The organism is Oribacterium sp. KHPX15 (genome assembly GCF_900107835.1).
Lineage (GTDB): Bacteria > Bacillota > Clostridia > Lachnospirales > Lachnospiraceae > Oribacterium.
The window spans coordinates 1-21,417 of the sequence record NZ_FNRG01000037.1 but is presented as its reverse complement, the minus strand read 5'-3'; the positions used below and the strand labels follow the sequence as shown (position 1 = coordinate 21,417).

Below are 21,417 nucleotides of genomic sequence, written 5' to 3'. Positions count from 1 at the left end.
AATCTCAAAGTAGTAAGGCCCGGTGGCTCAGTCGGTTAGAGCGCCGCCCTGTCACGGCGGAGGTCGTCGGTTCGATTCCGTCCCGGGTCGCTAATGATTTATTGATCATTTAAAATTCAATATTTTATGGATGGGTTCCCGAGTGGCCAAAGGGGGCAGACTGTAAATCTGTTGTCAGTGACTTCGGTGGTTCGAATCCACCCCCATCCATTTGAAACTCGATATGAGTTTCACAGTTGTTATTTTCAACTGAATGGGGTCTTAGCTCAGCTGGGAGAGCATCTGCCTTACAAGCAGGGGGTCACAGGTTCGAGCCCTGTAGGCCCCATTAATTCTGTTCATGATTAGTTTCAGTAGAATCCAAAGGATTCTTTAACAGAATTGAAAATAACAAATATTAATATCGCGGGATGGAGCAGTCTGGTAGCTCGTCGGGCTCATAACCCGAAGGTCGTTGGTTCAAATCCTTCTCCCGCAAGTCTAAGAGATCACTAGATGGTGATCTTTTTTTTTAGCTATCTTTTACTGTTATTACCGATGAATTCGATCCATGGCGACTCTGATTTGATATGTACCTCATGCTATATTATTCAGATAGTATTTTCTGGATTATTGGAATATTTCTGAAATAAGTAGAAATATTTTTTATATTACAGAAATATGGCAATAATTAAATACCTTGCCCTATAAAACAAAAATATTATTTTTAATAATTATGTTGTTGCAAAAATTTTTGTTTTGCATTATTATATAGGTGATGGGAATATTAATAGTAGATAATCTGATGGGCACAAAGTTCACAAGTAATCAATGTTGGCGTGTTCTCCTCCTTTGATTAAGGAGGGGAACTTTTTTCTTATTTAAAAAAATGCATATTTTGCCTTGTTTTATGTTAAAAAATTATCTATAATCATAACGTTTTCCGTTAAAATAGACAATTTAATTAACAATAGAAAAGGACTTTAAAATGATACTTGCAATTACTTATGATCCTGAAGATAAAGATGTTATAAAAAGCTTTAATAATATTAGTTATTTCAAAATTTATAATATTGAGAAAAATGCTATCATTGATTCTTCTCTAGTGAAAACTGATGGCAGGGGACATTGTGCGCTTGCCGGAATTCTGCGAAGAATTGGAGTAAATGCAATGATTTGCAAAGAATTAGATGAAGACGCATTGATTTCTCTTTCTGAGCTTGGAATAAGGGTTTATAGCGGAGTGGAAGGTATCTGTGATGAAGTTGCCGAAACTTTTGCGGAGGATATTAATAAGTTTCAAGAGAGTACTGTTAATATTTAAGTCAAAAAATCAATTATGCAGCCATATATAAAAGAATATGCCAGAAAGATACTTACTGCATAAAAATTTGTTTTTGATTCTTATAGACACAAATTCACGTAGATTATAATCGTGGATTTGTGTCTTTTATATTGTTAAATTGCACTTCTTTGGATACAAAAAACAATAATTAATTTTTTATCAATGTAAAAATTGTATACAACATTTGCCAAAAAATGGCTAAAAATCAGGCTTTGTTGAACATGCACAATCTTTTGTAGAAGCTGTTTTGCAAATTGACAATAAATAATCATAAATGTCTGAAAAATATCATTTGTTTTCATGTAAATTAAACAGTGCTAATATACGCCTAGGTTATTTTTTACAAAAAAAGAGAGAGGTGTAATTATGTTGATTAGAGTTGGTATCAATGGTTTTGGTCGTATTGCCAGAGTTATCCTTAGAATCCTTGAGGAGCGTGATAATGATATTGAGGTTTGCGCTATCAACCTGAGGAATGCTGACATTTCACGTATGGCTTATCAGATGGAGTACGATTCTGTATTTGGTCGATTCAGAGGTCGTGTAAGATATACAGATAATGAGCTTGTTATAAATGGGAAGAAAATTCATGTATTTTCAGAGGATGATCCGGCTAATATCGATTGGGCTTCAACCGGTGCAGAATACATTATTGAGTCAACAGGTAAGTTCCTCCGTCTTGAGGATTGTGAAAAGCATTTTAAGGGAGGTGCCAAAAAGGTTATCCTTACAGCACCGGGAAAAGATCCGGATTTCCCAACTTTCGTTTTCGGTGTAAACAATGAGAGCTATGATCCTTCTATGAGGATTATTTCAAACGCATCATGTACTACAAACTGTCTTGCTCCTCTTGCCAAGGTTCTTAATGAGAAGTTTGGAATTGAGAAAGCACTTATGTCAACAATCCATGCATCAACATCAAAGCAGAAGCCGGTTGACTCAAATGGCGGTCGTGACTGGAGAACAGGACGTTCTGTTTTTAATAACATTATTCCTTCTTCCACAGGTGCAGCTAAGGCAGTAGGTATGGTTATTCCTGAACTTAAAGGAAAAATGACAGGACTTAGCTTCAGAGTTCCAACAAATGATGTTTCTGTTGTTGATCTCACTGCTCAGCTTAAAACAAAGACCAGTTATGATGAAATCTGCGAAGCTATTGAGCATGCTTCCCGTCATGAGATGAAGGATATCATTGAATACAATACTGATGAAATTGTTTCATCTGACCTTAGAGGTAACTTCCAGACATGTATTTTTGATGTTAAAGCAGGAATCATGCTTGATGATACTTTCGTAAAACTTATTGCATGGTATGATAATGAGTGGGGCTATTCAAATCAGTGTATCAACCTTTTACAGTATGTAGCCCGTAAGGACGCAAAGTTTGCTGCAAAGGCTTTAAAAAATGAAAAGCAGGCTGAAGTAAAGAGCAGTGTTCAGGTTGCTGAGTCCCAGGATAAGAAAAATGCCGAAAAGAAAAAATAATACCTGAAGATATAAACATCTCAGATTCATAAAGATTATCAAAAGCTTTCTGACTTAAATGAGTCAGGAAGCTTTTTTGTTAGATCATGCTTTTGAGTGTGGAATCCATAAGGATTATCTCATATTTTTGTGATTTTAGTCGAAAAAAAGATATACGGCATAATTTACATATATGGCATGTAATATCGAAAAATTTGGACGGCAAAAATGTTTTGCTGTTCATATGAAATAAGCATTGATACAGTCGGAGATCCATATGAGTACAAAAGTTAATGATTTTACAAATGCAGATTATAGTAAGGATTATATTCTGAATGGTCTTAAAGCCATGCCGGGCGGATTTTTCATCTATAAGGCCGATTGGGAAGAAGAACAGATACTTTATGCCAATCAGGCTATACTTGATCTGTTTGAATGTGAGAGTAATGAAGAATTCCAGGAATTGACAGGTGGATCATTTAAAGGAATGGTGTATCCTGAAGACTACGAAAGAATTGAGACAAGTATCAAGATACAGATAGACAATTCCGAAGAGCATTTCGATAAAGTTCATTATAGGATAATGACAAAAACCGGAAAGATACTTGAAATAGAGGATATAGCAAAACTGTATGAAGATCCTGCAGAAGGTCCACTGTTTTATGTTTTTGTATCTACATTTGAATCTACCGTTGACCAGCTTACGGGTCTTTTAAACCGTGAGTATTTCATGAAATCAGCAAAGGCCGGTTGTAACAAACTTTATACAGATAATAAAAAACCGGTGGTTATCGCATTTGATTTTAACGGAATGGAAAATTTCAGTTCCAGGTACGGATTGGAAGAAGCTGATAATTTCCTGCTGGTATTTTCCAATATTCTAAAAAAGTATTTTCCTACTCAGAATTGTGCAAGGTTTGGCTCTGATCATTTTTTTGTATATGCAGAATCGGAAGGCATAGAGATATTGCTGAACCAATTGATAGGAGAGCTGCATTCTGCCAATAACGGAAGAACTCTTACGGTTCGTATGGGTATCATTAATTATCTTCCGGAAATGACTATGAATGAAGTGTGCGATAAGGCAAGGATTGCAGCGGATACCCTCGTAGGAATAGATGTTTCAGATTACGCCTGGTATGATGACAGCATAATCGGAAAACAACTTAACAGAGAATACATACTTCATACTTTTGATCAGGCTTTGGCGGAGGGCTGGATAGAACCCTACTATCAGCCTGTGGTAAGAAGTCTTACTGGCAGAGTGTGCGCATTTGAAGCCTTTGCAAGGTGGCATGATCCGGAATATGGCATACTTACACCATTGGAATTTTTGCCTGTGCTGGAAGAAAACGGACTTGCATATCGCCTCGATATGTACATTATAGGAAAAGTAGCAGATATGCTTCAGCAAAGGCTAGATAACGGTCAGCCTGTTGTTACTGTGGGTGTAAATATTTCAAAAACAGATTTTGAAGTATGCGATCCGGTATCTATCATTTCATCAGTCTGTGATTCTCATGGTATCAGCAGAAATCTCATTTCTATAGATATATCCGAAACTGTCCTCATGAGAGACAGGGAACTTGTAAGCGGAGCTATAGACAGATTACATGATGCTGGCTTTGAAGTCTGGATGGATGATTTCGGTGCAGGATATTCCGCTTTAAGTGCATTGAAGGATTTTAATTTTGACGGAATAAAGATCAATTTTGCTTTTCTCAAAGATTTGAATGACAGAGCCCGTGAGATCTTAAAAATGACCATAAAAATGGTCAAAGCTTTGGGTATACATACTTCGGCTGAAGGTATTGAAACCGGGGAGCAGAATGATTTCCTTAAGAATATAGGTTGTGAAAGGATACAGGGAAATTTTCATATAGAAACAGAAGAACTTGATGTTTCATTGGAACATATGAAGGAAAAAGGCTTATTGTTTGAAAGTCTTGATACCTACGGCTTTTATCAGAAAGCCGGCCTTACGGACGTTATATCAAAGTACCCTAAAGCTTTGTTTTTCTTTGATGGAAAACAATTTTCCACACTTTACAAAAACGAAGCTTATGTAAGGGATATAGATAAAAAGGAAAGTTCTTCGAAAAATCTGTCAAATCTCACCTTGGGAACTGAGATATCCATGAATCTTGATAAATTGAGAAAGCTTGCCTGCAAAGCCATCAAGAATAACAGAACAGAGGGCATGATCATCCTGCAGAAGAACCGAAATATCAAGATAAGCTTTGCTCCCGTAGTGAGTTCCTACAGCGGACATGTATTGTCAGTTTCCATGGATGTCATTGACAGGAATGTAAGGGGGTATTTTGAGGGTATAAACAGTATCATGGAGACTATCATGTCTGTTTATGAATGTATATACCTTATAGATTATGAAGAGGATTCAAGAACTGTCATAACCAGTACATTATCCAATGAAAATGACGGAGAAGTGATATATGGACTGAAAAAGTTTTATGACGAATTTGTTGTGGGGATGGCGCATATAAATGATCTGGAACGTCTTCGCAGATTTCTTGATAAATCAAATATTGAGGCCAGATTTAAATCTTCGGACAGAGGCTGTTTCTCGGAAATATTCCTTGTAAAACAGAATGATGGAAGTTTCAAATGGACGGAATTTCTGTTTGTGCTTATTCCTGAAACTGAGGGGAAGAAATATTACGTATGCGTTAAACCTGCCGAAATTGAAGAAACAAACAATAAAGAGGATATCATAGGCCGGTTGCTGGAAACCAACCAGATTGACATTAGCAAAGTTATAGTCAATAAGGATGATGCCTGGACCAAGGCCTTTCTTCAGGTAGGAAATATAAAAATGTTCTGGAAAGACAGAGAACGCAGATTTGTCGGGGCCAGCGATGCTTTCCTGAAATATTATAATTTCAGATCTATTGATGAGATTTTGGGAAAAACCGATGAAGATCTGCAATGGCATATCGATGACAATCCTTACAGGACTGATGAGCTTCATGTTATCGAGAGAGGTGAGACGGTTATCAATGCCCCCGGCAAGATTATTGTAGGAGGAGTTCCGAGATCTATTCTTGCCAATAAATTCCCTACTTATCAGGACGGAAAGATCATAGGACTGGTAGGATATTTTGTAGATGTTGAGCAGGATCTGAATATAGATTCAAGTGTTACAAAAAGTAATCTGATAGATCCGCTGACAGGGCTTCTTAACTCCCAGGGAATGATGCTCTCCATGCTTGAATTCGATGAGAATTTTAAAGCAAATGGGCAGGACTATATATACACATTTATACATATAGAAGGATATAATGATGTGCTTACGGACTACGGAGAAGAAATCGCTGAGCATCTCATTAAACTTATAGCAAAAACTATAAAGAGATCCTTCAGGGATACCGCAACCATAGCAAGAACCTATGGATGCTATTTTGCTGTGTGTGAAAAAGGCACTTCTACAGATAGTATCGCCAGGGAGATCAGGACTTGTTTGGAGGAAATAAAGAACATTAAAGAGGTTGAAAAGTGCCGATGCTCTTTAACCATGACCTACGGATTATCCATGGGATCTGAGGCCATAAACACTCAGGATATCATTGATATCGCAAAGAAACGACAGCAGATCAGTTTCCAAAGAAAAGGAATAAATCTTGCATTCAGTAATACTGAAGTTATTCCTGATGTCTACAGGGATCTTCCGCTTCCATACGTTGTATTTAAGCCGGTAATGGATGACGCGGAAGTATCGGTGCTGGATATTAAATATCTGTTCGTCAACCAGAAATACAGTGAAATGACAGGTATCACCAAAAAGGAGTTGTTGGGAAAAGGATATATAGAAACTTTCCCAAGGGCGGACCGGGCATGGCTTGACTATACCTACAGGGCTGTAAGAGGCGAATATGTAAACCATATACTCTATGATGAAGCAACAAGACACTGGATACATTTTACCGCAGCGCCTTCAGTGGTTCCCGGAACCTGTGCAGTTATCTGCGAGGTTGTTGATGGCGAAATGAGTAAGGAAAACCGGATGTCGGTGGGCCAGGCAACCATGGAAGAATTGGTCAAGCTTGCAAGGATTCTTGATACAGAATCTAATTTCAAAACTGCTGTAAATGACGCTTTTAAGTTTATCGGAAGTGTTACCGGTGCGTCCAGGGTATATATATTCGAAACAGACAGAAGAACATTTGACAATACTTTTGAGTGGTATTCCACCGGTATAGATGAAGGGAAGAACAAGCTTCAGCAGAATGACTACAGGTACATCTCTCTATGGGAAAAGTATCTTGAGAAGGACACAAGTGTAGTCATTGAGAATGTTAATCTGCTTAAGTTTGATTATCCGGAGGGATATAATTACTTAAAATCCAAGGGTATCAACTGGATGATCAGCGCACCCATGTATCACAGAGGGAAACTTCTGGGATATCTTGGTGTAGACAATTTCGATCATGACAAGGCTATAGACATCAGAAAATTCATTGAGAATGCCGCATATTTCATGTCGTCAAGGCTCAAACTGCATGAATTTTATAATAAAATGAGCGTGATGGAGTCTGAACATGACGCAAATGAGAAGAGAATACTTACTCAAAAATCCGGCTATAAAGTTGTTGAGATTTTGAGCAGGTGCGAAGAACCGGGTACTGCCATAAATGATGCCATCAGAAAAATGGGTGAGATTCTGACTGCCGACAGGATTGCTCTACTTGAAATGGGCGAAAAGAATATAAACAACACTTATGAGTGGCGCAGAGATAATGTTTTCTCTTTAAAGGAAAAGAGAGGTTCTGTAACTTTTGATAACTATATCGGGATGTTGTCGGAGGCTTATAATAGACATTCTGCTTTTATCATCGGAAATATTGAAGATATAAAGGACTATAATGCCGGAAAATATAAGTTTTTAAAGGAAAATGATATCAGCCGGTTTATCGAAGTGCCGCTTTATGATAATACCAGATTAGCGGGGGTTCTGGTGATAGATAACTATTCATTATCCCTGCAGATAGATGTGGGAAGCTTTCTGGAAATGATATCGATTCTCCTTGAGTATATGGTTGTTGCAAGGCAGCATGATATCGAGATCAAGCGTAAATATGCTGTAACAGTTGACAATAACCACAGGGAAGACCACATTAATTCAAAAAAGGATACGCGATTTAAAGATCTTACGGAGATATTTAATGTTTATGAGGACATCTCTCTTCCGTCCTATTATGTTAATGTACGGTTTAACGGTGACGGAACGAAGGCAGAAGATTTCATATTCATGTTTGTAAACAGGGCATATTGCAAATTTGTGAAACGTAAACCCGAAGAAATGCTTGGTAAGAGCTATAAGGAGGTATTTCTGCAAGCGGATCCTCAACTTATAGCGGATATATATGAAGTTTCGGTTTTGGGTCTCACAAAGAGAGATATAAGATACGATGCCATCGGAGGGTGCTGGATGGAAACAGTCATCATGCCTGTGTCAAATACCGGCTTCTGTGTGGTCATGCTTCTGAATCATGATGCAAGCCGTAAAGAAGTATTTAACCTGATGGATGTGGCAGAATCCGATAAGTCCAATGCTGTCGTGGTGAGAACCGCTGAAATTTTCAATGAAGAAAAGGATGATGATCTTGCCATAAGAAAGGTATTGGAGGAGCTGGGGGATCACGTGGCTGCTGATCATATCTACCTTATGCTGGCTGATCATAGCAAGAATACCTTCAGTGAGAGATATGAATGGTGCGCTGACGGGGTAAGGCCGAATCTGGGAGTATCACAGAAGGTCGACAAAGACATTTTTGAAAGGATCAAAGCTTTTAAACGTGGTAAATATTTCTGTGAAGATATAAGTTCTGTCAAAAATGCGGATGCGATATTATATGACTTTTTGAAGACAAGAAACATCAGGAATTCGGTTCAGGTTCCTTTGAAAAAAGGTGAAGAGATCATAGGGTACTTCGGAGCGGATAATGTTGCGATCAGTGATGAGAAAAAGATTACAGATATCATGTTGACAGTATCGTATTTCATTTCGGCAAGGATCATTGTGGCTCAGATGGATATGTGACGGCATTAATTGTCTTAAAACCTTAAGGAAAACATCATTAGGATGCTTTGCGTTTAACAGATACATATGATAAAATCTTTGGTAATAATAGTTCGGGTATTAGTAACAGAGTGAGGTGACATATGAGTTACATTGATCAGGAAGCCACAGGCGAGTTGCTGCGGTTGGCTGTAAAGAGTAGTAGTTTTTCAGTCTCCGACATATGTAAGGAGATGAATATATCAACAACATCTATATATAACTGGTTTAGGGGCGATACTCTTCCCAGTATAGAAAACCTCTTCTTGTTTGCTGAGCTCGTCGGTCAGAAGGTGGATGATATTGTTGTGTATGTATCTGACAGAAACAACAAGGCAGATGCTGCATAAAGACTGCGTCTTAATTCTGAAATATATTGCGTGCAAAAATCCCGTCACTCCATTATAGGAGTGACGGGATTTTTTAAAAGAAAAGGCCGTCACAAAATGTGACGACCTGAATAATATATAGTAGTGGGAGTCCCACCTGCATAATTACAGATTGATCTTGTAATCGTCTCTGCCTTCGCCATCGATGGTGAAGTAAGCAGCTGATTCGTCAGCATTGATATAAATCTTGACATCCTTAACGGTAGCCTTGATTTTCTTAGCAGCAGCTATTGCATCGTTCTCGATACTTGCGGGATCATAATCGATTCCATTGATCTGGAGTGTAACAGCAGCCTTAACAGCTGTTTCGTTTGTTGCTTTCTTTGCAGCAGGCTTTTTCTCAGCAGCCTTCTTTGCAGCAGTCTTAGGAGCAGCCTTCTTTTCAGCAGCTGCTTCTGCCTTCTTAGGAGCAGCCTTAGGAGCTTCCTTCTTCTCGGCAGTTGCTTCTGCCTTCTTAGGAGCAGCCTTAGGAGCTTCCTTCTTCTCAACAGCTGTTTCTGCCTTCTTAGGCTCTTCCTTCTTAACAGCTACAGTTTTAACAGCTTCTGTCTTTTTCTCTTCAACAGATTTTGCAGGAGCTGCGGTTTTAGCTGCCTTAGGAGCAGCTGTCTTTGTCTTTGCCATATTAATATGTCTCCTTTGAAAAAATAAAAGCTTTATGAAATTGATTTTATTTCCGTAAATCAGAGATGTCAATATTTTCAAGCATTTTAAAGGCTTTCAGCTCAATTTTTTTCACAAAAAGCAATCAAAATATGACGATATTTTGTAATAATGCTGTAAGGACATAAACGATTTAATTAATATATATTATTTCTATAAATATCGGAGGGGGACTCATATATGCTTGTGTTAAGAAGGAAAAAAGATCAGACGTTGGTCATAAACGGTAATATTAAGATAACTGTTGCAAGAGTGGATGGAAATGGAGTCAGACTTGCCATCGAGGCACCGGATCAGGTCAGCATAGTAAGAGGAGAGCTTACAGAGTCTGCTGCTGCGCCCACAGACGACATCGTGCCTATCGTTGAGCATAAATCAAAGAAAAAAAGCAGTGTATTAAAGAAGATCGTGATTTAAATATATGAGTTTTAAAATAAAGAGGATACACATTGTTGTGCACCGCACATCGATGTGTATCCTCTTTTGCTGTCCATTAATTAATCCATCGGGGACGGTTCTCGCCGGCGGGAACCGTCCCCGGTGGAGCTTCCTTTCCGTAAATTAAATCACCCGGGACAATTCTCAATCAACGTCGAGAACTGTCCCGGGTGGCGTTTCATCAGTTTACTGAAAATTAAAGGTTGATCTTGTAATCAGCGCTTCCTGCACCATCAACTGTGAAGTAAGCGGCTGAATCCTTGGCATTAACATAAACATTAACAGCCTTAACATCCTTCTTGATCTTCTGAGCTGCTGCAACAGAATCCTTTGTGATGCTGTTGAAATCATAATCCTTACCATTGAGCTGAAGTGTGATAGTTGACTTGATAGACATTTTATTATCCTCCCTACAAAAAAACTTATAGCACGCATGCACAGGCATGTAGTCTACACCTGCGGATGTAACCCGGCATCCGCTCCCTTAAAATAAACGTTTACATTATATTTTCAATCCCTGATTTTGTCAATTCTATGATTATCATCAAAATTGGTCTCGAATAAAATGTAAATGCATTAAAAAAATACAGAAGCTGTTTTATATAAACGATTTTTTGTCGACAAATATGGTAGGTACTGTGGGCAGCGATCGGTTCCAATCCGAAAATGGTATAGTCAGGACCGATAAGTGATGGAGAAACAACATGAATAACAAAAGAAAAAGCATCAATGACATTGCGATCCTGTTACTGATATCTATCTTTATGAATGGCTTTGAGACCGGCGGATATCAAGCGGCACTTTTGTACATAGGTGAAGAGTATTCATTGGATCACGGGGCTCAGGGAGTTATAGCTTCCGTAGAACTTTTCGCCACCATGATAGCACCTATCATCCTTGGCTCCCTGGCTGACAGGGTGGGAAAAAAGATAATGCTTACACTGTTCACAGCCACGAGAGTCGTTTCCGGCATCATTATCCTTCTGGCAACCGGCTCACTTCAGTTCTCGGTGGGTGTTTTCATTCTGGGATTTGCTACAAGTATCATTCAGTACGTGGCCATCGCTGAAATGGATGATGCCTATCCGGTTACAAAGCATCAAAGGATGGGCGGCATTGCGGCAATGTATGCATTTGGTGCGGTGGTAGCTCCTTTGATAGTGGGTTTTGCTCTTAAGACTGCCCTCGGATGGAGAACGTTTTTTGCGGCAGATGCCGTGATTTCGTTTGTGCTTGCGGTACTTCTCTGGAAGATCAGTTTCGAGCCCAGAGAGAATCCTGAGGACGCTGAGGTATTTGAATATGAAGGCGCGGGTTCAGGCGGTTCCGGAAACATTTATATAAAGGGAGTTATCTATCTCTGTATCATCATGTTTATCTATGTTGGAGTTGAGAACGGAGTCGGTTTCTTCCTGAACGGTTTCATGCATGATAATGTCCACTCCGAAAGAGGATATATTGCCCTTTCAATTTTCTGGATGGCAATGATCCCTTCCCGTATCATCTGTGGCTATCTCAGCAAATATAGAAGATTACTTCTCTGTGCGGCACCCACGGGAGCAGCATTATTCCTGGCATTTCTGTCTGTAGTTACAAATGAATACGTTGCATTTGTGGTGGTATTTATCATGGGCTTTTTCTGCGGTGCGGTTTATCCCAACGTACTTACTTATGCGGCAGATTACAGCGGCACTAAAACTGCAACTGTAATAGCAGCCATAACGGTTGCGACGGGAATAGGCGGAACGCTGGTGTCTTTTGTATTCGGATTTTTGGAGAAGGCAGTTGGCTTCACATGGTCCTTCAGGATACTTGCGGTATTCCTGGCACTGGATCTGTTCTTTGCACTTCAGGTGGTTATGACAAAGAGTAAAAAACTGAATTCCACCGGTGGCTAAAGCGGGTGTAGTAAGCTGCACACCGGCAGGGAATGAATAAAGGTTAGAGTTTACATGATATAAGCATTGTATAGAAAGGCATGACATGAGCGGTACAGTATCCGTAGTTGATCTTGAAAAGTATATAGTCGATAACATCGAAACAGCCATCAAGGAAGGTTATATCAAGGTATATTATCAGCCTGTAATACGTACTATTACAGGTAAGATATGTGCGGCAGAGGCATTGGCCAGATGGGAGGATCCACAATACGGGTTCCTCAGTCCCGGTGCATTTATAAAGACATTGATCCAGGCCAAAAAAATACATCTTCTTGATATTTATGTAATAAATGCTGTGTGCAGGGATATTAAGGAGAAGATCGATAATGGCGATACACCATATCCGGTTTCTGTCAATATTACAAAAAACGATTTCGCTGAATGTGATCTTTTAAATGTTTTTGAGGAAGCGGAACAGGACAGCGGAGTACCTGCAAAGTATCTATGCCTTGAGGTCAGTGAAGAAATTTTCAGGGATAATTATGATATCCAGGGTGTGATAGAGAACCTGCTGTCCAGGGGACATGAGAAGTGGCTGGATGATTTTGGCTTTGGCTATGGCTCTTTTAGCGCGCTTGAAAAAAAGTACAGCGTGATAAAATTTGATGTCAGATTTTTACGAAGTTTGAAAGGTGAAGAGCTGGAGAGAGCCAGGACCATAATAGCTTATTTTATCAACATGGTTAAACGGCTTAATTTCAGTACTCTGGTAGAAGGTATAGAGAACGAGAGCGAATATAATTACTTTAAAGATCTGGGATGCGAAATGATCCAGGGCTTTTTCTTCTCCAAACCTATGCCCTTAAAGGAATTGAACAAGCAGGGCTTTGAGGTGGAATCAATAGAAGAACGTGATTATTACAATGCTATCGGCCAGATAGAGATAGAAAACGGATCCATGTTTGAAGCCAACGGTGTGACCAATGCTGAAGCCATGGCAGTTTTTGAATATAAGGATCAGAATTTTACCTATCTGTATCAGAATGAGGCCAATAAGCAATATCTTAAATATATAGGTGGATTAACAAGCCAGTCTGCGGAACGTATCATCAACCAGAAATCCGGTGTGCTTCAGGAGAAGCTGCGCCCGTTTATCAGGGAGCTTCAGAAGGAAAAGACAGATGTAAAGTTCTCTCATGTTTACAGAGGAAATCTTATTAATATAAAAGCAAAATTCGTAGCCAAAAACCCTAAGACCGGAGCTCTGGCACTTGCAGTCTACTGCTCAATGACACATGATGAGAACTGGGGCAAGGCTACTCTGTTTGCAAAGGCTATGGGTGAAATCTACTGCATGTACGACAGGATTGATCTTGTTGATATGAAAGACGGCAAGATAAAGAATACCTATATGAATACCAATGAGTATGGAGGTATTTCTGAAGGCGCTCTTTTTACGGAGGCTGTAGAGGAATGGAGCCGGGAGTATATAGCGCCGGATGAAAGAGAAAAATACACAGAGTTTATGAAGCTGTCAACTCTTAAAGAAAGGTTATCAAAGAGAAAAACAATACATGACAGAAGGGTATTAAAAACACAGATGGACGATGGGCGCTATGAGCCAAAGAAGTATATTCTTATGCCGGTTGAAATAGATGGAAAAGATATGGTTCTTTCGGGAATAGTGAATATTAATGTTGATGGAAATTGATACCTTATTTAAACAGAGGTAATTGGAATGATACAAAAAACCTTCGTATTATCCCGTAGAGATGAAATGTGGTCGGTTCTTCGGGAATGGGAACAGTTTATCCAGGATAAACCTAAAAAGAATATGTTTCTGGTCTTTACCGAGAACGGGATCACAGAAGATAAACTGTATGACGTTTTATCTCTGGTATTCAAGAAGTATCCTGACATATGTATGGTAGGCGTACACCAGGGTGCATCCCATAAGTACAGCGAATTCCTGAGGGTATCTTTCTGCCTTATGGAACATACTACGGTGACACCTTTCTCCTGTACATTTGAGTATATCGATGAACAGGGCGCCTTCGATGAGCTTTCAGATATGGTGGAAAATATTGAGGATCCTGCCTGCATTATACTTTTTGCAGCAGGGAGTTCAGCTAAGATATCCTATCCCATGTCACTTTTTGAAAAGAAATACAATATACCTATAGCAGGTATTTGGACTGCGGACTTTGAGGATGTTTGGTCTGATACCCATTTTGTATGGCAGAACGAAAAACTTTGCAGAGGATTTGCGGGAGTTATATTGTCCGGCAAAGATTTGATGGTCCATACCGAGCTTTTGACCGGTTGGAGACCTCTGGGAAAGAACTTTCAGATTGAGTTAAGGAAGAAAGTCAGTGGATTAAATATAGGAGAAAACATTGTAAAAAAAATAGACGGAATGAATGCTACAGAGATATATGAAAAGTATCTCAACATAAAGCCGAATGGTGCATTTCTCGAGAACATCAGGGAATTCCCTTTCCTTGTAAAAAGAGATAATCAGATCCTCAGCAGAAGCCCTTACAGATATGACAAGGCAGGACAGCTGTATTTCCTTGGGGATTTCAGACAGGATGATATCATAAGCTTTTCATCCGGTAATAAAAGCAGCATATTCAGTGAGATAGCATATAAGGTTAACAGATTTGCAGAATTTGTCCCACAGGGTTCTTTCTTATTCGGAAGCGATACAAGACAGAACTACATCGTACCTGAATATAAGGAGCTCAATGCCTTCCAGAATATTGATGAAAACATTCAGTATATCCGTGGAAAGGGACAATTCCTTTTTATGGATGGAAGGGGAGGCACTCACAATGTTTCCAGCGTTATCCTGGGACTCAGAGAAGGCATGCCTGATATACAGGAGCATGTTGATTATTCCGATACCATAAATGTTGCTGAGACGAATGCTGTAATTCCGCTGGCGGACAGAACCAGTATTTTCCTCCAGGCAATAACGAATGATCTGAATGAGGCTATTTCCAAAGCGGAAAGTGCAAACGAGGCTAAATCTTCGTTCCTTTCACACATGTCACATGAGATCCGTACACCTATAAATGCCATCCTTGGCATGGATGAAATGATCCTTAGAGAAGCTGATGATTCCGATGTTAAGGGCTATGCCATAGACATTAGAAATGCAGGAGTTGAACTCCTTGGTATCATCAATGACATCCTGGATTTCTCCAAGATAGAGTCAGGAAAACTATCGGTTATTCCTATCGAGTATAAGACCGCTGATATGCTTAGGGATCTTTATCATATGATAAAGAAGCGTGCCGAGGATAAAAAGCTGAAGCTTATTCTGGAGGCTGACGAGGATATTCCGGAAGTGCTGTACGGGGATGAAATCCGTGTGAAGCAGATCATAACCAACATTCTTACCAATGCGGTCAAGTATACAGAGACGGGCAAAGTATGGTTCAGAGTTAAGCTTGAAAGCCTGAATCCTGCTGAGGTTGTGCTGGACATTTCTGTCGAGGATACCGGAATAGGAATTAAAAAAGAAGAGATAGGAAAGCTCTTTGAGGCATTTGAAAGACTTGACGAAAAACGAAACCGTACAATAGAGGGTACAGGTCTCGGCATGAACATTACCCAAAAGCTTTTGAGAGAGATGAACAGCCATCTTGAGGTTCAAAGCGAGTACGGTAAAGGATCCATATTCTCTTTCAAGCTTACTCAGGCGGTAAGGTCTCCTGCGCCTATGGGTAAGGTTAATGTTGAAGAACGGAAGGATGAATATATCAATAATGGACCTTCATTCTATGCACCTGAAGCTACAATTCTTGCGGTGGATGATACGGCACTGAATCTCACAGTAATCAAGGCCCTGGTTAAGCAGAACAAGATCAAGGTCGATACGGCGGAAAGCGGCCAGGATGCAATAGAGCTTGTGAAGAAGAACCATTATGACATTATTTTCCTGGATTATCGTATGCCGGTCATGGATGGAATCGAGACCTTGCACCGTATGCGTGAACTGGACGGCTCACCATGTATGTATACCCCGATCATCTGTCTTACTGCTAATGCTGTTACCGGTGCCATTGAGGATTACATGAAGGCAGGATTTGACGACGTTATAACCAAACCAATTGATGCCGGACTTCTTGAAAAGAAACTGAGATTCTACATTTCTCCTGATCTTATACAGGAGGCAGGTGAAGGAGATGTCCCGGAAGAGGATGATCAGCAAGAGGAGGAGACGTTACCCGAAGAGCTTAATAACATACCGGAGTTAAATGTCAGGGACGGTCTTCAGCATTGCGGTTCTGCTGAAGGATACCTGACTGCTCTGAGAAGCTTCTATGACAGTCTGAAAGATAATATAAGAATAATTCAGGAAAATTTTGAAAAACTGGATATAAAGAATTATACTATAAAGGTGCATGCTATGAAGAGTTCGGCGAGGATTATCGGTGCAGCCGAGTTATCCTCATTGGCAAAGGATCTTGAAGCAGCCGGAGATGAGGAAAGACTTGATGTCATCCTCATGGATAATCCAAGGCTTGTCAGTATGGCGGAAAGCCTTTATGAATCGCTGGATAAATATTTTGGCATGGAAGAAGAGGATGATTCAGATCTTCCGGAGCTTTCGGATGATGAATGGTCTGATTTCATGATAAATCTTAACAGCTTTGTTGAGATGTATGATATCGATGACCTGAAAATGATGCTGGAGATGCTGAAAGAATATCGTCTGCCGGAAAAGAAAAAGATTATTTATCTGGAACTGAAAAATGCGGCAAAGGGACCGGACTGGGGTAAGCTGTCTGAGCTTGTGACAGCAGAATAAGTGTAGAAAAGTGGAGATGACATTTTATGTATCTGAATAGTGTTTTGATCATAGGCGACAATCTGAATTTTATGGCGCAGGCCATGATACGTATCCTGAAGAATAACGGATATGTTGTATATACCTGCGGTTTTAATATTGCCGGCATTAACGAAAAAGCAAGTGATGCAGGAGTTTTTATCCTGTATCTGGACAGTGTTTCATTTGCGGATAAATCGGTTTTCGACTACATAGAGACTTTAAGTTCAAACAGAATCATCTGCGCCATCGGAAAGCCTAATGAATACAGAGAATTTTATAAGGTTTATCCTAAGGAACGTGTTAACATCGAGATGCCTCATCCTGCCAATGTCATGATCCTTGTGGATCAGCTGAGACGTGAACGTACCTTGAATGATGAGAGTGTCAATTCTGAAAAAACCCATAAGATCCTGCTGGTGGATGATGACAGTACTTTTCTTGAAGTGTCCAGTGGGTGGCTGAAAAAATATGGAAAATACGATGTATCTATCGTAAACTCCGGACCTCATGCCATTGATTATCTGGATAAGTATACACCGGATCTGATACTTCTCGATTATGAGATGCCGATGATGGATGGACCTGCGGTTCTCAATAAGCTCAGACAAAATGAACGTACCAGGAACATTCCTGTATTTTTCCTTACCGGAAAAAATGACAGGGACAGCATCATGAAGGTTATGATGATGCGGCCTAATGGATATCTTCTGAAAACCCTGGATCAGCAGCAGCTGGTATCAAGAGTGAATGATTTCTTTATAAGCCAGAAAAAATAAAAGAATATAAACATTGGTTTCGCTTAAAATATAAAAAAATCATTGCTATTTTGATAAATGACTAGTAGCATATAACTAAATGTTTAAGGAGATTAAAGGGATATAACCATTTTCCTGAAGCTGCGATATGATTTGTAGAAATTGTAATAATGAAATATCTGATACATCAGCATTCTGCCCTAATTGCGGAATGCTGTTTGTTGTATCATCCCCTGAAAGCAGCCCGGAGATACGTCATAACGATAACCTTCCTTTTTACAGTGCAGAACTGTTTCGGAAAATGATACAGAAGGAGAATGCTCAAAAGGAAGCGGAGGGATCGGATGATGTTCAGGGTGGTGCACTCTCTGCGGAAGAATCCGCTGATGATCAGCTTGATAAAATGTATGCCAGAGCCTTACAGCTCGAAAGAGAACAACAGGCCGCAAAGAGGCGTAAGGAGGCTGAAGAAAGGGCTAAATTAGCTGACGAGATCGCCCGTAAAGAAGCGGAAGAAGAAATTAAAAAGCGTATGGCGGAAAATGAGCGCCATGACAGGGAAGTGGCAGAAGAACTGGCAAGGAAAAATGTTATTGATGAAGAAGATCCTGTCGAAGAGGAGCTGAAAGAGGGTTCGGCTGAAGAAATAGCTGAAGATAAGACTTCGGATGATGAGATTTCTGGTGCTGAAACTTCTGATACTGAGATTTCTAATGCTGAGATTTCTGAGGATGTTGAAGTTGATGGAATCGGAGAAGAAGCACCTGAAACCGGAGAAGCTGATGAAATCGGAGAAGCAGAAGCTGCTGAAATCGAGAAAGATAACACTGAGTCAGAGTCAGAGGAAGAAGCTATTGAAATCGAGAAAGATAACACCGAGTCAGAAGGAGGTGCTTCTGAAACCGAGCAAAACAACACCGAAGCAGAGGCGGCCTTTGGAAATGTCTCTGAAGAAGCTTCTGAAAAAACTGTTGTTCCTGAGACTGAGGAAGCATATGATCCGACTCTTCATTCTGTGGATGATTCCGACGATTATATATTTGGCGATGAAGAAGTCGAAGAACCGGAAGTCGAAGAGCCGGTTGTTTCTGACACTGAAGAACCTGCTGAAGAAGTCGAAGAAGAGCCTGCTGAAGAAAATTCTGAGACAGAAGAAAAATCTGATGTTGCAGATATAGAAGAAACGCAAGATTCTGATACGTCAGATACAGAAGAGACAGAAGATACAGAAAAAACTGAAACTGTAGAATCAGAAACCGAAGCAGAAGCAGTGGTGTCAGAAGAGATAACAGAAGACACTGATATATCAGCAGAATCTGAAATAACTGAGGAAAACAAAACAGAGGAACCTCTTGAGAATGAAGCAGAGACAGTTGAACCTGAAACGGCTGAGGACAAACCTGAAACCGAAGTGGTAACCGAAGAGACGGTTATTGCAGACGCGGTGGATGATAAATCAAAAGCAGAAGTCGAACACTCTGAAGATGTAATTGATATAACTGATACTGCTCAAATAGCCGCTGAGTGGAAACCTGTACCGGAAATGGCACCTGAGTCCGTTGAGTCTAAAGAAGAGTCTGTGGTAGTTGAGGCTCAGCAGCAAACTGAAGAAGTGCTTGAAACTGAAAAGCCATCGGGATCGGAGCCAACTGATAATGTGGAAACAACTGAGGCGGAGCCGGTTGAAATCCTTGAAGCCGTTGAGGCCGAAAAAGAGTCTCAGGTAGTTGTGGAATCAGAAACTGAGACCAATAATAAAACAGAAAACTTATCAGAGCAGCTAAAGCAAAATAAGTATCAGAAAAAGCAGAAGAAGTCGAAATCCAAGAAAAAGAACCGGAAATCGAAGAGAGAAGACAAAGTATCAGAGCAGCTGACAGAGAAGCAGGGAGCTGTGTCTGGACTCAAAACAGCAGAAAAAGCGAATGTTCCGGAGCCTGAAACAGATTCCGGTGAAGCTGCAGAGCCTGAGCAGAAAAAAGAGAAGCCGGGAAAGGTAGTTTCTGAATCAAAGAAAACAGCTTCTGAATCAGAAAAGACTGTGACAGGGCCGGAAATCAGCAGTAAAGCCAAACTGGCGGCTGGAGCTGCGGCAGCAATAGTGGTTTTATCACTTATTGGTTATAATGCCTGGAACAATAAGCCTGAGAACAGAGCTGTCAAAATACTGAAGGATGCAGAAAATGCCTACAGCTCAGGAGATTTCGAAAAGGCTGAGGGATTGTATTCACAGTATATGGAGCTTGGTGATGCTGAAACGGAAACATTGATCCATATGGCAGACACCTATGTCAATAGAAACAGACATGATGAAGCGGTGGATATGATAAAAGCTGCACTGGATGCTCATCCTGAGAGTGAAGCTTTGCAGAAGGCATATAATGATCTCGAGCCGGTTATAAGCTTCTCTCAGGCAGGTGGAACCTATGACAGTCCTATATCCGTAAGTCTTTCTGCGTCAGGAACCTGCGATATTTACTACACATTAAAAACTGACGACGGAGCAGAGGATGAATCTAAGTACTATCTCCCTATAATACTGGAGGAGAACGGTACTTATGAAGTTGAAGCTTATGGACAAACGGCTGACGGTTATAAAGGAGCTTCTGTTACGGAGACTTTTGTTGTCGAAATAGCGCCTGAAGAGGAAGAAACTGAGGAAAGCGTTGAGGAAACAGTTGAGGAGACAGCTGAAGAAACTGAAAATGCTGAATTTAGTTTCGCTAAGGAATACGAATCCTATCCTGATACACTTGTAGAGATATTGCCTGCCAACAGACGTGATATGGGGGACTATTCAGTGTTTGAAGCCCAGGTCTACCATGATCATAACAAGGATGTGCCTGTAGGTGAGTCCAGAACTGAGACTATAAAGATCAGCAATAAGGCTTGGCTTCACTACAAGGACTTCAATCCTAATGAGATACGTGTCATAGATGCGTATGTATTTTTGAAATATATAGGTATTCTGAATGCCAGAACAGATGAAAATGGTATCGTAACAGATTTCGATTTCTATCTGGGAAGACAGAGATAAAAAGAAAAAAGGTCGTCCTTAGGGAGTGAAATCCCGGAGGACGGCCTTTTTAGTTAGGGAGTTATCCACCGCTTGATCAAAGGGCATTTTTGCAAGAACTGAGATTGATGTTAAGGCCGGTGACAAAACTAACATAAAAAAATCCTAAAAAGTGTTTGACATATGCTTCGCTTGTTGCTATATTAATTGAGCGCTCGTAAAGAGCGGCAATTAAATAGCTTCAAACGAAGCATTTTTGAACCTTGAAAATCAAAGATCGATTAATACACAGACCCTGAAGATTCTATATGAAGATTCAGAAGCGGAGGATCTTTAAAGATCTGAAGCGAGACCAAAAAGGTCTAAAGCGAAAATACAATCGCAGTAAAGAAAACGGACAGAACAAATAAAGCCAAGCTTTTAGTTCTGAACGGGAAGAACTTAAAAGAGAGAAATCTCTTTCGTATTTAATATGAGAGTTCGATCCTGGCTCAGGATGAACGCTGGCGGCGTGCCTAACACATGCAAGTCGAACGAGCGAGAGATGAAACCTAGTGAATCTCAAGCGAGTG

Annotated in this window: 12 protein-coding genes, 4 tRNA genes and 1 rRNA gene; 15 read left to right on the top strand and 2 right to left on the bottom strand. The window is 40.1% G+C overall.

Annotated features, from left to right (window positions below; all coding sequences use genetic code 11):
* Positions 1-16: 16 nt before the first annotated feature.
* The 8 genes from BLV86_RS15410 to BLV86_RS15375 all read left to right on the top strand — a co-directional run bounded on the left by BLV86_RS15410 (position 17) and on the right by BLV86_RS15375 (position 9,214).
* A tRNA-Asp gene (locus BLV86_RS15410) sits at positions 17-90 on the top strand.
* 38 nt (positions 91-128) lie between these two features.
* Positions 129-210: transfer RNA gene (locus BLV86_RS15405), tRNA-Tyr, on the top strand.
* A 45-nt stretch (positions 211-255) separates the two neighbouring features.
* Positions 256-328 (top strand) — tRNA-Val (locus BLV86_RS15400).
* Between the two features lie 76 nt (positions 329-404).
* A tRNA-Met gene (locus BLV86_RS15395) sits at positions 405-478 on the top strand.
* A gap of 489 nt (positions 479-967) precedes the next feature.
* Complete coding sequence (locus BLV86_RS15390) at positions 968-1,303, top strand: NifB/NifX family molybdenum-iron cluster-binding protein (RefSeq protein ID WP_044917330.1); 336 nt, start codon at positions 968-970, stop codon at positions 1,301-1,303.
* Between the two features lie 387 nt (positions 1,304-1,690).
* Entirely contained in the window at positions 1,691-2,809 is a 1,119-nt protein-coding gene (gap, locus tag BLV86_RS15385) for a type I glyceraldehyde-3-phosphate dehydrogenase (protein ID WP_175456585.1), read from the top strand.
* A 256-nt stretch (positions 2,810-3,065) separates the two neighbouring features.
* Positions 3,066-8,846, top strand: coding sequence for an EAL domain-containing protein (locus BLV86_RS15380; RefSeq protein ID WP_090819297.1), 5,781 nt, complete (start codon positions 3,066-3,068; stop codon positions 8,844-8,846).
* 122 nt (positions 8,847-8,968) lie between these two features.
* Complete coding sequence (locus BLV86_RS15375) at positions 8,969-9,214, top strand: helix-turn-helix domain-containing protein (RefSeq protein ID WP_044917328.1); 246 nt, start codon at positions 8,969-8,971, stop codon at positions 9,212-9,214.
* A 144-nt stretch (positions 9,215-9,358) separates the two neighbouring features.
* On the opposite strand, the gene BLV86_RS15370 is transcribed toward BLV86_RS15375, so the two are convergent.
* Complete coding sequence (locus BLV86_RS15370) at positions 9,359-9,877, bottom strand: DUF6465 family protein (RefSeq protein WP_090819294.1); 519 nt, start codon at positions 9,875-9,877, stop codon at positions 9,359-9,361.
* Between the two features lie 219 nt (positions 9,878-10,096).
* Between BLV86_RS15370 and BLV86_RS15365 the strand changes: the two genes are divergently transcribed.
* Positions 10,097-10,333, top strand: coding sequence for a carbon storage regulator (locus BLV86_RS15365; protein ID WP_044917326.1), 237 nt, complete (start codon positions 10,097-10,099; stop codon positions 10,331-10,333).
* A gap of 217 nt (positions 10,334-10,550) precedes the next feature.
* Here BLV86_RS15365 and BLV86_RS15360 read toward each other — a convergent pair whose 3' ends face one another.
* A complete protein-coding gene (locus BLV86_RS15360; protein WP_029201446.1) occupies positions 10,551-10,751 on the bottom strand; it encodes a DUF6465 family protein in 201 nt (66 codons plus the stop codon).
* 307 nt (positions 10,752-11,058) lie between these two features.
* Here BLV86_RS15360 and BLV86_RS15355 point away from each other — a divergent pair, with 307 nt between their 5' ends.
* From BLV86_RS15355 to BLV86_RS15330, 6 genes are all read left to right on the top strand, one after another.
* Positions 11,059-12,252 carry an MFS transporter gene (locus BLV86_RS15355; protein WP_090819291.1) on the top strand — a complete coding sequence of 398 codons (1,194 nt, stop codon included), beginning with the start codon at positions 11,059-11,061 and terminating at the stop codon, positions 12,250-12,252.
* 85 nt (positions 12,253-12,337) lie between these two features.
* Positions 12,338-13,945 (top strand): EAL domain-containing protein, encoded by a 1,608-nt coding sequence (locus BLV86_RS15350; protein ID WP_090819288.1) that lies wholly within the window; start codon positions 12,338-12,340, stop codon positions 13,943-13,945.
* Between the two features lie 27 nt (positions 13,946-13,972).
* The gene (locus tag BLV86_RS15345; protein ID WP_090819285.1) at positions 13,973-17,053 is read left to right on the top strand and encodes a response regulator; all 3,081 of its coding nucleotides are present in this window, start codon (positions 13,973-13,975) and stop codon (positions 17,051-17,053) included.
* 26 nt (positions 17,054-17,079) lie between these two features.
* The gene (locus tag BLV86_RS15340) at positions 17,080-17,850 is read left to right on the top strand and encodes a response regulator (protein WP_049962539.1); all 771 of its coding nucleotides are present in this window, start codon (positions 17,080-17,082) and stop codon (positions 17,848-17,850) included.
* A 127-nt stretch (positions 17,851-17,977) separates the two neighbouring features.
* Positions 17,978-20,866, top strand: a complete 2,889-nt coding sequence (locus BLV86_RS15335) for a zinc-ribbon domain-containing protein (protein WP_090819283.1) — start codon at positions 17,978-17,980, stop codon at positions 20,864-20,866.
* Positions 20,867-21,313: 447 nt separating this feature from the next.
* Positions 21,314-21,417: ribosomal RNA gene (locus tag BLV86_RS15330) — 16S ribosomal RNA — on the top strand; the annotation flags it as partial.